Here is a 13020-nt window from a genome sequence, read left to right as displayed (position 1 = left end):
CATGTTATGCCACACTCCGGTGCTACATATGTAGATAAAGCATATTGTACAAAGCCTGTCAAAGATGCAGCCACTAGGAAAGGAGTGCATCTTTGTGCTGTAAAGAGAAATAACATGCAAGATAAGAATTTTGACCTTGATAAATATTATACAAAAATTAGAGCACCTTTTGAAAAACGATTAACCGTTTTAACGGGTAGCTAATATTATCATAGATAACGCATAGATAGTAACAAAATTTCTACTAATTTTGTATATACTGACCAAAATTTATCTTAAATTTAAACACAAATTTTTCCAAAAAAATATCCTTCCTGTAATTCTCTGCTTAATTCCTTATCTTATCTCTCAACACTTAAAATATATTTTTATTAGAAAACCTAATTAGATTAAAACAATTATAGGTGTGAGTTTAAGAATTCAATTTATTTAAGCAATTTAAAATTGATTAATCAAAATAATTTATTTTTTTATTTATTGCAACTAATAATTATCAAGTTGCAATAATTATTATGGGATTAGAGCTAAGTAAAATTTTACGAAGAAAATAATTTTAATTAGAGGTAGTATTAAAGTTCAATATTATATATAAGTTTGTTGATAAAAAATGATTTATTTACTAATATCTATATTTCCATAAATAATATTAGTTTTATATGCTACTGCTACTTCCTGAAATAACTTTGACTTTAATAGCACTTTTAGGGCAGTTTTTTGCCGCAATGATCCCAAATAAAAATAGAATTATTTCTAATATCATTATTTTATTATGTATATTATCAATTTTTCTTACCTTTAAGTACTCAAGCTATGAAGGAGTATGGTACTCATTTGCTACCGGAATAAATATCGGTATTAGTAAAAGCATAGTGCTGCTATTCACTATTATATCCATGATTATATACCGTGATTACTCTATTCTTATTGCTGAGGAATTAAAGTTTGAATTTATCACTTTAATATTATTATCGGTCGTAGGTATTTTTGTTGCAATTTCATCACGGAATTTTCTATTATTATTCTGCGGTATGGAGCTTACTGCTTTAACTTCATATGCACTTGCAGGATTCAAATTAAATGATATTAAATCATCGGAGGGTGCTTTAAAATATTTTATCTTAGGTAGTTTAGTTAGTTGTTTATCATTGTTCGGGATTTCTTTTATATACGGATTCGGCGGAAGCCTACAATTTGAGGATATCTTATATAAACTAAATAATAATTCTGGGATGAATCTTGGTTTAATAATCGGTATTGTATTATTTTTAAGTAGTATTTTCTTTAAACTCTCAAGCGTTCCACTCCATTTTTGGGTTCCTGACGTATATGAAGGATCACCGATTAGTTCGGTTACTTATTTCACCGCTGCCTCAAAAATAGGTATGGTTATTGTTTTATTAAATATTAGCAAATTAATTATAGGTAATTACTATCCTATTAATTATAATTTAATAAAGATAATTGCTATATTATCTATGCTGTTTGGAGCTTTTGGAGCCATTCGTCAAACTTCTCTAAAAAGATTAATGGCTTATAGTACTATTTTAAATATCGGTTATGTATTAATCGGCGTTCTTCTGCATAATCAAGAAGGGTATAAAGCAGCTTTACTATATATTCTAATATATGCGGTAGGAAGTATAGGATTTTTTACTTGCTTAATCATGCTGCTCGGTAAAGACGCCGATAAAGCTAGTTTTAAAACTATACAAGGAATTGCAGAGGACCATAAAACTATAGCTGCCGTAATTAGCATAGTTATGTTCTCGATGATCGGAATTCCTCCTCTTACAGGATTTTTCGGTAAATATTACCTTTTTTACCAAGCAATTAATCAAGAAGAATCCGTATTAGCTTATTGTGGTATTTTTACCAGCGTAATTGCGGCTTTTTATTATCTTAAAGTAGTAAAAGCCATGTATTTTTCTAAAAAGATTGAGGTAATTAAGCTTCCTATGCAATATGGGCTTTTACTGATTAATTACTTAGTTGTAGGCTTCTTGTTGTTCGGTTCATTTATTATCTCGTTTTAGCCGGTGTAGACTTTTTATTAACAACACTAGCCGAAGTAATTTTTGTAGGCTTCATAACCTTTTCTTTTAGATTCTTTATATGTTTTAGATCTTCTTCATCTAATTTTAATAAATCTTGGTCTTTCTGTTTAGCTTTTCTACCTAAACCTAATTGACTTGGAGTAACACTAACAATATCATCCGTTCCGACTTCTTTCTTGAATTTTTCTAGAGCGTCTACATATTCTCTATTTGTGTCTATATTTGTCTTTACAGATTTTTGTTTTGGTTCTTTCTTTATTTTATCAGAAGAATCAGCTAAATTTCTTTCATCTTTAATATCTTCATCTAACTTTCTAGCTTTTTTAGCTAAACCTAATTGACTTGGAGTAACACTAACAATATCATCCGTTCCGACTTCTTTCTTAAATTTTTCTAGAGCGTCTACATATTCTCTATTTGCATCTATATTTGTCTTTGCTGATTTTTGTTTTGGTTCTTTCTTTATTTTATCAGAAGAATCAGCTAAATTTCTTTCATCTTTAATATCTTCATTTAAACTTTTTATTGTCTTTATTAAATGTTTTTTCGCACTATCCCTGATACCGAGTATTTCTAAAATTCTTGCAAAACTAGTAGTAACTTTATTTCTTAATTTAAGTTTTTGTCCTCCTTTTTTTCTTTCTTCATAATTAAGAATTTTCTCAAAATAATCAGGATACTCTTTCATTAATGTTTTTAATCCTTGCTCTTTCACTTCGTAATAAGGAAAACTATATTTTTTAGAAATTAAACTATTTACTTTAATTTCTAAGCCGTATTCCTTTAAGGATTCTTGTCTTTTTTTCATTGTATCTATTAAACTAGCCTTAATTTCTTCAGGCGTTATTTCTTTAGATTTTTTATTATTAAATTTCTTTGGCATTGCTTGTTTTGCAAATTCTGCAATTGCTTCATTACTATAATATTTAGTTAATTCATCAAAACTTTTATCAATGGTTTTGCTTAAATCAATTTTAGAAACTGCAAGTAAGCTATCGGCAAAATTAGGATTTTTTGTTCTTAAATTAGAAGGAAATTCTCTAAAATGGTTAGTAGGACCGAATCCAGGCAAATGTTTGGCTCTTGAATGCGGATAGATATTATTTGTTAAATTATCAAAACTACCGGCAAAATCAATTCTTACTAATTTAGGTAAAGTTTTTGTATTTTTTTGATCTCTGATAACTCCTATATTTCCAACATGTATATCAAAATCACCGATCAATAAACTTGCCGGCATAATGTTCTCAAAGTTCTGATACTTAATTTCCTTAAAAGCATTTTCTAAGGTTCTAAATAATTTATTTCTAGCCCCCATAAAAAGCGGTCTACCGCCGTCCTTTCTAAACCAAGAACTCGGTTTAGTTTTAACAGACATATGTTTATCCATGTCCACATACATATCACTACTATAATTCTCAAAAAATTCAGATTTGACATATATTTGTGAATCAACGGCTTTAGATTTATTAAAATCATCAGAAGCAATTAAATTAACCTTTGCTCCATTTCCGGGACTTATAGCTTCAAAAATTTGGGATCCTAAAAACTCGGCTATATTTTTTGAGCTTGAAGCCTCTTTTTTTATCATCGCCGTAATTTTACCGTCTGAGCTTTGATATACGCCGCCATGCTCTCCTGCTTCATTAGCTCCGCCTCCTTTAGGCTTTAAAAAATTCCAACCTTTAAATACTGATTTCTTATCTTTGATCATTTTTTTCGCTCCATAATACAAAATTTGGATTTAGTATATTTAATTCCAATTAAATGAAATATATATATTATATATACGAAGATCAACTTCAAAAAGAGCAAGGAGTCCACAAGACGAGGAGCGGAGCGTATACTTAATACGTGAGCACCGCAGTACTTGTAGGACGACGTAGCCAATTTTTGAAGTTCATCGAGTATTATTTAATATTTCAGCTACTTCAAGAGCAGCATAGGTAAATATACCTGTTGCACCGGCACGTTTAAAACTAATTAATGACTCCATCAAAGCTTTCTCCCAATCAATTGCCCCTGCTTCTGCTGCAAATTTTAACATTGCATATTCTCCGCTAACCTGATATACAAAAATTTTAGCATTAAAATTATTCGCCGCTTCACGAATAACATCCAAAAACGGCATACCGGGCTTCACCATAACCATATCGGCTCCCTCTGCTATATCATGCTCAATCTCAAGCATTGCTTCCTTAATATTACGTACATCCATTTGATAGCTTGATTTATCTAAATAATTCTTTTTATTACTCTTAACAGCATCACGAAACGGACCGTAAAAGCTTGAAGCATATTTAGCGGCATAAGCAAGAATTCCAACATTTATAAACCCCTCTTTGTCAAGATATTCCCTTATAGCCCCGATTCTTCCATCCATCATATCGGAAGGTGCAACAATATCTACTCCGGCTTTTGCTAGCACTAATGCTTGATTACACAAAGCTCTTACTGATCTATCATTATCAACTTCCCCATGATGTACAATACCGTCATGACCGCTTGTAGTGTAAGGATCAAGTGCTACATCGCATATTATACCAATATCGATATTAGCGTTTTTGATGCTTCTAATAGTTCTACATATTAAATTATCTAAATTATAAGCCTCATCGGCATTTTCACTTTTTAGACTTTGATCAATACTAGGAAATAATGCAATAGCATTAATACCAAGTCCTGCTGCTTTTTTTGCCGTTTCCACTATCTGATCGATCGATAAGCGATATATACCGGGCATAGTCTTAATTTCTTGTCTTTCATTATGTTCTTCAACAACAAATAAAGGCAACACTAAATCATTAACCGATAAGCTACTTTCCGCTATTAATTCTCTAAGCCAAAAAGCTTTTCTATTTCTTCTAAGTCTAATAAGGGGGTACATAAAATTCACATCTATTTTAGTTAATAACTTGGATTCTAATATATAACCTAATTATCTTATAGTAAAAATATTGCATTACAAAAAGAAATTTTACTTGCAATTTATAAAAAATTTAAGCAAACTAACGAAAATAAAAATATGGTTTAATTATGTAAATAAATATAGGAGCTTAATATGGCACAAGATAATATTCCAAAATCAGTAAAAGATAGAATAAAAGAGTGGGAAAAAAATCAAATATATCAGATACCCCAGATACCCCACCAAAAAATACAAAACCGGCTGTTCCTCCAAAACCTACTCCTGAGAAAATAAAGGCATGGAACGAGGAACATAAAAAACAGACTGACTTAACTACACATTCCCAAGCACTTGATATATTTGTCGATACCACATCTCCACAAGTGGAAATCCAAAAGCCTATTATTTTTTCAAAACCCGCTCAGAAACAAACAAAAGTACCGGAAGAAATACCTAAAAAACAATCTAATTTAAGCGTAAAAGAGAAAATAGAGAAATTTTTTAAAGATCATAATATTGATACCAAAGATGCTTTGATTCCGGAATTTAGCCGCTATATAGAATTAAGCGGTGCTATGGCAAGAAAGCGTCTTGACGTTACTATTAAAGCTTATGAACAATCATTAGGACGGCTAATAAAACAAGTAGGAGTACCTCAAAAAGAGTTTGTTTCTTTTATAGAAGATGATCTAATAAAGAATCATCCACACAAAGATAAATTTGAGAAAATCAATCAACATTATAAATTACCTGAGCCACCTAAATTACCTGATATAATTGATAATCTTAGAGAATTAGTAAACAGTGATGATATAATAGCCAATTTAAAACAAAGTAGAAAACACATTGAATTTAAAGAAAAAGTAAACAACCTTATTCAAATTTATGATGATAATAAACATAATCCAGCTGCTATAACTAAAGTTGAAGCAAAACTGAAAGAGGTAGGTAAATGGTGCGAAGAAACTACAAAAATGGATAATAATCCTATTTGGAAAAATATTGGTAATTTTATAAAATATTCATTTACCGGAGATAAAGCTAAAGCTGCTTTTTATAAAGATGCTATAAAAAATTCTACTCAAAATACTAAAAAAGCTATAGCAGAAATACAAAAATCTCTTACTAATCCTTCTCCTCATTCATCTAATGTACCACCATCAAAGAATAAAGGAGAAAGATATAGAAGCTAATAAAAACTTTTAGGATCGATATCTATTTTTAGATGGCAAAAAGAAGGAATTTTTATAAGGCTTAGCCAAAATTTTAAATATTTCTGCAAATTAAATTTCTTATCGGCTATAATAAGTATCCGGTAACGATATTTACCAGCGAGCTTTGACATTAATGAGCTTGCCGGTCCTAAAATTTTCACGTTTGCTTTTGGTACAATTCGGACCATATCTCTAGCAATCTCTAAAATTTTAGACTCATTGGAACCTGATAAAATTACCGATGCCGTTTTGGAAAATGGCGGCATACCTGCTGATTTTCTTATTTCAAGTTCATTTGCAAAAAAACTATCTTCATCGCCGGCTTTAACATAACTAAAAATTATATTATTAGGATAATAGCTTTGTAAATATACTACACCTTTACCATCTCCCCTACCCGCTCTACCGCCTACTTGATGTAGTAGCTGAAAAGTTCTCTCAGATGCTCTAAGATCGGCGTTATTGCTTCCAAGATCAGCATCTATTACTCCAACTAAAGTAAGATTCGGAAAGTGATAACCTTTAGTTATCATTTGCGTTCCTATTAATATATCAATTTCTAGATTTTCCATTTGATGCAAAAGCTGTGCTATTTTTTCAGGGTTTTTAGCATGATCTTTACTTATCACCGCAATTTTACTCTCAGGAAAGAGTGCTTTCGCTTCTTCCTCTATTCTTTCTATACCTGGACCACAGATAGTTAATGTTTCATCCTCTAGACATTCAGGACAAGAACTAAAAATTTTACTTTGATAACCGCAATGATGACATTCAAGTTTTTTAGTTGCTTTATGTACTACCATCCAAGAAGAGCAGAATTTACAGGTAAATCTATGACCACAAGCTTTGCATAGCATGAGCGGAGCATAACCACGCCTATTAAGAAATAATAATACTTGCTTTTTATTATCTAAATTATCTTTGATAGCTTCTATAAGAAGCTTGGATAAATAGGAATTCTTAGATAGCTTTTCTTTAGTCATATCGATTATTTCTATATTCGGCAAATCGACATTTTTGTATCTATTAACCAATGTAACCAATTGATATTTACCTATTTCTATATTATACATCGTTTCAATAGACGGTGTTGCCGAACACAAAACAATTTGTGCTTTATCAAATGTACCTCTTACGATAGCCGTATCCCGAGCATTATATAATATACCGTCATCTTGTTTATAGGAATCGTCATGCTCTTCATCTATAACCACCAAACCGAGATTTTTAAAAGGTAAAAACAAACTACTTCTAGCCCCAATTACTACTTTAACTTTATCGCTTAATATACCTCTTAAAATCATTTTTTTTTGAGCTTTGGTAACGCTTGAGTTCCATATGATAGGCTCAAAACCGAATCGCTCTATAAAACGATTAATAATTTGTGTACTTAAAGCAATTTCAGGCAGCATAATAAGCACTTGTTTACCTTTTACTAAGTAATCTGCTATTAGATGAAAATATATTTCTGTTTTACCTGATCCCGTAACACCTTTAATAAGTGTTGGCTTATTACTTTCATTCAAAATTGTTACTGCTTGTTTCTGCTCTTCCGACAAATCAGGTAGTACAAAGCTATTATTTACTTTCTGCTCTTTAACTTTAATCGGTTTTTCAGCAATATCTATAGGTAATACTAACTTGGCTATACTCCCAAGTTCTGACATATAGTAGCTACTCATCCATTTAATTAATTCTAAAACTTCTGAAGTAATGCTTAAATCTAGCGGTACTTTTTCTTTTACGGTTTTTAGCTTTTTTGCTTCAGGAATAGTAGCAAACTCCCATACTATACCGATTAATTCTTTACTTCTAAAAGGCACGACGACAAGATCACCGATATTTAAAACTAAACTTTCAGGTATTAAATAATCTAGAGGGAATAATTTTGCTGCCGGTAATAATATTTTTGCTATTCGCATATTATATGTTTTATAAAAATTTTTTTATTATATACTAAACTGATAAATTATAGAAACCTAGATGAATAAAGAAAAAAAAATTGTTATAGCAATTTCCGGAGCATCAGGAGCAATATACGGTATTCGTTTGCTTGAAGTACTAAAAGAACAAAATATCGAAACTCATTTAGTTATTTCAGAGGGAGCAGCTCTTACTATAAAGCTTGAAACTAAATATTCTATAGATGAAGTTAAGTTTCTCGCTAATTATTATTATGATGATGAAGATTTAGGTTCTACTATCTCAAGCGGCTCTTTTAAAACTTCAGGCATGATAATAGCCCCTTGTAGTATGAAGACCTTAGCAAGTATCGCTCACTCAATGGAAGATAGTTTAATTAGTAGAGCAGCAGGTGTTGTACTTAAAGATAGACGAAAACTTATTTTAATGACCCGTGAAACGCCTTTGCATATTGGACATTTAGAAAATATGTTAAAAGTAGCGAATTACGGCGGTATCATAGCACCGCCCATGCCGGCTTTTTATAATAATCCTAAAGCAATAGATGATATAGTGAATCATTCTATTACTAGAGTTTTAGATTTTTTCGATATTGAAACTAATTTAATTAAACGCTGGGGGAGTTATAAGCAATGCTGATGATTTTCCAGGATCACATATTATATGTTCTTTATGTGCATGGGAAGATGATGATGTTCAGTATTATAATCCTGAATTTGAAGGCGGAGCGAACGAAGTAAGTTTAAATCAAGCAAAGAGAAATTTTAAACTATATGGTATTTCCGACCCATCTATAAAAAATTGGCATAAAAATGTTTAAATTGATACATTGCATCGTTCTTATGTCATTCCCGCGTAGGCGGGAAGGCATTGTTGCGTGGATCAATTTCACCTCTGTCATCCCACGACTTGATCGCGGGATCCAGTTTAAAATACTAATAATTTTAGTATTTTTATTGTTTTTTGGATACCGTGGTCAAGCCACGGTATGACACTGTATACTTTTCAAACCATATAATAATTTAACAAACAACAATGGCACGTAATAAAATAAATAATGACAAAAACATAGCTGCTAACGAAGAAGTAGATATTCCTATCCCAAGGGTTTTACCTTCAAATGTTCAAGCAGAGCAAATGCTACTTGGGGCAATTTTAACCAATAATGAATTACTAAATTACGTATCGGAATTTTTACGTGATGAACATTTTTTTGAGCCTATTCATCAAAAAATCTATAACGCAATTGAAAAAATTACCGAAAAAGGTTTGATAGCTACACCTATTACTTTACGTAGTATGTTAACTCAAGATGAACTATTTCAAGAAATAGAAGGAGCGGAATATTTAGCAAAATTGATAACTATGTCAATGATGGTAATAAATCCGATTGATTACGGTAAAATAATATATGATTTAGCAATAAAGCGTAACTTAATAAATATCGGTGAAGAAGTAGTAAATAATGCCTATAATTCTTCATTAGAAGTTGAAGCAAAGGAACAGATTGAACATGCCGAAGCTAAACTTTACGATTTAGCTAGCGAAGGCTTAAATGAAAAAAGTTTTACCAAAATCGGTATATCTATTTCAGAATCCCTTGCTAGCATCAATAGGGCTATGAAAAATAACGATCACGTAATCGGTATATCTACAGGTTTGCTTGATTTAGATAATAAATTATTCGGCTTTCATAATTCTGATCTTTTAATTCTCGCAGGACGTCCATCGATGGGTAAAACGGCATTCGCTATAAATCTTGCACTTAACGCTTGTAATAATATGCGTCTTAAAAATATTAGGGATAATCAAGAAATTCAGTCGGTAGGTTTTTTCTCTTTAGAAATGTCCTCAGAACAGCTAACCACACGTCTACTTTCAATGTGTGCAGAAATTGATTCTACCTCTCTTCGTACGGGGATTCTAAGTGAAGAAAAATATAACCGCCTTCGTAAAGAAGCAAATACTTTATCGGAATTACAATTTTTTATCGATGATACCCCTGCTCTATCTATTTCCGCTATAAGAACAAGAGCTAGAAGAATGAAACGCAAGCATAATCTCGGTATATTATTTATCGATTATTTACAATTAATTAGAGGAGTAAGTAAATCTGAAAATAGAGTTAGCGAGATTTCAGAAATAACCCAAGGTTTAAAGGCAATAGCAAAAGAGTTAAATATTCCGGTTATTGCGTTATCTCAGCTTTCAAGAGCGGTAGAATTACGTGAGGATAAAAAACCTATGCTATCCGACCTTAGAGAATCAGGAACTATAGAACAGGATGCTGATATAGTAATGTTTATTTACCGTGAAGAATATTATTTAACAAGAAAAGAACCGGCAACAGGCGATGCTAAACATGCCGAATGGCTAGATAAGCTCAATAAAGTATATAATATTGCTGACATAATCGTTGCAAAACATCGTAACGGACCGGTTGGAAATGTTCCGCTTTATTATGATAGTCAATTTTCTAAATTTGGTAATTTGGAGAAAAGAACTTTTAATTCTGTTTAATGTGAGTATTCGCAGATTTTTCACTGTCACCCTGCGGCTTGTCCAGCCTTGTTGCATGGCTCAAAAAACCCGCTCGATGTCATCCCGTGGCTTGTCCACGGTATCCAGTAAAACAACTAAAAATACTAATATTAGTATTTTTAACTAGACCCTGTGGTCAAGCCACGGGGTGACACAGTGGATTTTATCAATCTATAACCTGCTTGCATCTAATAGTTTATTTAGCTAATGTTAACAAGTTCATAGCCCATTATAAGCATTCCGACAATTACACATATAATAATTAGATATTGTTTTTGCAATTCAGGATAATAAAAATTCTTTATCTTTGCTTTATATAACAGATAAACCGGTAATAAAATTGCAATTATTATAAGAATCATACCGGCAAATCCTAAAATTGTAATAAAAGCATTAGGTACTACTACTGCTACAATATAAGCCGGTAATATAGTAACAATAGAAGCGCTCATATTACGAATCACTACATTCGGGATCGAATTCATAAACATAGTTTTAAGGGAATCACATAGCCCTACTCCTACTCCGAGTATTGACATAGCGATAGAAAGAGTTGAAATTATCCAAACTAATAATTGTACGGACTGCCATTTTGCTATATTACTTAATTCCTTAATTAAATCTCCGACTTCTACATTACTTGTAATCATTTGTTGGTAAAATGTTGGATTATTATGATGTACTACAATAAGAATACTACAAGTCCAAATTATATATACTATTGCAGGAATTAAGCTGCCAAATAAAAACGCCGTCTTTAGCATTTTAGCATCTTTGTTACAATAATTAGTTAAGGTATGGAAGATTACTTGAAAACCAAATGAAGTAAAAACTACCGGAGTTACTACGCCCCATAGATATTTCTTTATAATTTGGTGAGAATAAAGGTAAATTGTCCCACTGAATCATGGAAACAAGTGCAATAACTAAAATTGCAATTATTATAAGCAATCCGATAAATAGTACTCGATTTATATAATCTACTAACTTTAGAGGTAATAATAATATTAGAATGCTAATAATAACATACCATGCTCCTATATAAGTTATACTTGTATCTAAAGCTAATAACTTCTGTAATATTAAAGAACCTCCATATATAAATACTGCAAGTAAAGCATATGAAAGGAGCTTAAGGCTTACCGTACCGATGATTTGAGCAGTATGTCCTGAAAAATACTTTCCAAGCATCCCCAGTGTTAAGCCTTTACCCGCTTGAAGATTAAGCTCCAAGTTAATTAAAGAAGTATAATACATTATAAACCAAATTATAAACATCAATATTATACTAGGTATTATACCTAATTTTGCTAATACCATAGGCAGTGCTATCATACCGCTACCTATACAAGTACCTGAAATTAACAGGATTGAACCAATAAGTTTTTGCATAATTTAATGAAGTTTAGATTAAAGAAAAAAGTATGTAATTTTTGCTAAAAAGAAAATCAGCTAAAAAAAGAAGATAAGATTTTAAAGGAAAAAGTTTTGATAAGTAAAATTAACATTCGTATAATTTTGTTAAAATATATGTAACGATAGATATAGTATAATTATATTAATTATTTATGTCAAATTATTAATATTGCTTTTTAAGGGTATTTTTGTATGTTTTTATTAGACAGCTTTCTAAATAACCTCTAGAAGCCGGTCTAGAAAGATGTCTATGAAATTTACTATATTTAAAAATGCAGAGATTAGCCAAAATAATTAGTAATGCAGGAATATGTTCTAGGCGTGATGCTGAAAAGCTGATACTCGAAGGACAAGTAAAAGTAGACGGCATTACAATTTTATCACCGGCTACAAATGTTGATATTAGTAATCAAATTGAAGTATCAGGCATATTAATCAATCAATTGCAAAAACCAAGGCTTTGGATTTATTACAAGCCTGTCGGTTTAATTACCACTCATAAAGACCCCTTATCTCGTAAAACGGTATTTGAGCAGCTAACCGGCTTACCTCGTGTTATTTCAATAGGCAGGCTGGATTTAAATAGCGAAGGTTTGTTATTACTAACTAATAGCGGTGACTTAGCTCGTCAGTTTGAGCTATCCTCAAATAGGTTAAAGCGAGTATATCATGTTAGGGCATATGGGAAGTCTGATATTCTACTAAAAAGCGATTATAAAAATTTAGAAATTGACGGGATATTTTATAATCCTCATTCGATAAAGTTACTTAAGCAAAATAAGAGTAATTCTTGGTTTGAAGTAGTTTTATTTGAAGGAAAAAATCGTGAAATTAGAAGAATATTTGAGTATTTTAGACTAAAAGTTAACAAATTAATTAGGGTTCAATATGGTAGTTTTACAATAGATAATCTAAAACCCGGAGCTTATAAAGAAATAAATAATAAAATACTGGAAAAATAATT

13 protein-coding genes and 1 pseudogene are annotated in these 13020 nt (G+C 31.2%); 9 read left to right on the top strand and 5 right to left on the bottom strand.

Features of this window, described 5'->3' with window-relative positions:
- Together SB78_RS09770 and nuoN are read left to right on the top strand one after the other, a co-directional pair.
- The coding region (locus SB78_RS09770) for a hypothetical protein (RefSeq protein WP_199402823.1) at positions 1–204 on the top strand (204 nt) is incomplete at its 5' end.
- A 452-nt stretch (positions 205–656) separates the two neighbouring features.
- Positions 657–2033: an NADH-quinone oxidoreductase subunit NuoN gene (gene nuoN, locus SB78_RS06340; protein WP_041079481.1), complete on the top strand. Its 1377-nt coding sequence runs from the start codon at positions 657–659 to the stop codon at positions 2031–2033.
- On the opposite strand, the gene SB78_RS06335 is transcribed toward nuoN, so the two are convergent.
- Positions 2020–3768 (bottom strand): hypothetical protein, encoded by a 1749-nt coding sequence (locus tag SB78_RS06335; protein ID WP_041079479.1) that lies wholly within the window; start codon positions 3766–3768, stop codon positions 2020–2022. The two genes, nuoN and SB78_RS06335, sit on opposite strands and share 14 nt — an antisense overlap.
- A gap of 186 nt (positions 3769–3954) precedes the next feature.
- Entirely contained in the window at positions 3955–4941 is a 987-nt protein-coding gene (gene hemB, locus SB78_RS06330; RefSeq protein ID WP_041079477.1) for a porphobilinogen synthase, read from the bottom strand.
- A 221-nt stretch (positions 4942–5162) separates the two neighbouring features.
- Here hemB and SB78_RS06325 point away from each other — a divergent pair, with 221 nt between their 5' ends.
- Complete coding sequence (locus SB78_RS06325) at positions 5163–6155, top strand: hypothetical protein (RefSeq protein WP_241773809.1); 993 nt, start codon at positions 5163–5165, stop codon at positions 6153–6155.
- Here the strand turns inward: SB78_RS06325 and SB78_RS06320 are convergent.
- Positions 6152–8098: a primosomal protein N' gene (locus SB78_RS06320; RefSeq protein WP_041079475.1), complete on the bottom strand. Its 1947-nt coding sequence runs from the start codon at positions 8096–8098 to the stop codon at positions 6152–6154. The genes SB78_RS06325 and SB78_RS06320 overlap by 4 nt on opposite strands.
- Positions 8099–8159: 61 nt before the next feature.
- Between SB78_RS06320 and SB78_RS06315 the strand changes: the two genes are divergently transcribed.
- Genes SB78_RS06315 through SB78_RS09470 form a run of 5 tightly spaced genes read left to right on the top strand, consistent with a single transcriptional unit; the run spans position 8160 to position 10767 of the window.
- On the top strand, positions 8160–8738 hold the full coding sequence (locus tag SB78_RS06315) for a UbiX family flavin prenyltransferase (RefSeq protein WP_041079473.1): 579 nt from the start codon (positions 8160–8162) through the stop codon (positions 8736–8738).
- Positions 8725–8919, top strand: a complete 195-nt coding sequence (locus tag SB78_RS12025) for a CPCC family cysteine-rich protein (protein WP_081421001.1) — start codon at positions 8725–8727, stop codon at positions 8917–8919. Before SB78_RS06315 ends, SB78_RS12025 begins: the two co-directional genes overlap by 14 nt.
- 22 nt (positions 8920–8941) lie before the next feature.
- Complete coding sequence (locus SB78_RS08515; RefSeq protein ID WP_241773812.1) at positions 8942–9091, top strand: hypothetical protein; 150 nt, start codon at positions 8942–8944, stop codon at positions 9089–9091.
- 43 nt (positions 9092–9134) lie between these two features.
- Positions 9135–10619 carry a replicative DNA helicase gene (locus tag SB78_RS06310; RefSeq protein WP_041079471.1) on the top strand — a complete coding sequence of 495 codons (1485 nt, stop codon included), beginning with the start codon at positions 9135–9137 and terminating at the stop codon, positions 10617–10619.
- 55 nt (positions 10620–10674) lie between these two features.
- Positions 10675–10767, top strand: coding sequence for a palindromic element RPE4 domain-containing protein (locus SB78_RS09470; protein ID WP_241773808.1), 93 nt, complete (start codon positions 10675–10677; stop codon positions 10765–10767).
- 169 nt (positions 10768–10936) lie between these two features.
- On the opposite strand, the pseudogene SB78_RS11580 reads toward SB78_RS09470, so the two are convergent.
- Together SB78_RS11580 and SB78_RS11575 are read right to left on the bottom strand one after the other, a co-directional pair.
- A pseudogene (locus SB78_RS11580) lies at positions 10937–11425 on the bottom strand (aromatic amino acid transport family protein); the annotation flags it as partial.
- Between the two features lies 1 nt (position 11426).
- Positions 11427–12032, bottom strand: a complete 606-nt coding sequence (locus tag SB78_RS11575; protein ID WP_041079469.1) for an aromatic amino acid transport family protein — start codon at positions 12030–12032, stop codon at positions 11427–11429.
- Between the two features lie 296 nt (positions 12033–12328).
- Between SB78_RS11575 and SB78_RS06290 the strand changes: the two genes are divergently transcribed.
- Positions 12329–13018 (top strand): pseudouridine synthase, encoded by a 690-nt coding sequence (locus SB78_RS06290; protein ID WP_041079467.1) that lies wholly within the window; start codon positions 12329–12331, stop codon positions 13016–13018.
- Positions 13019–13020: the final 2 nt, after the last annotated feature.

This window comes from Rickettsia asembonensis, from assembly GCF_000828125.2.
GTDB classification, from domain to species: domain Bacteria; phylum Pseudomonadota; class Alphaproteobacteria; order Rickettsiales; family Rickettsiaceae; genus Rickettsia; species Rickettsia asembonensis.
This window is presented reverse-complemented; position numbering and strand designations above follow the sequence as displayed.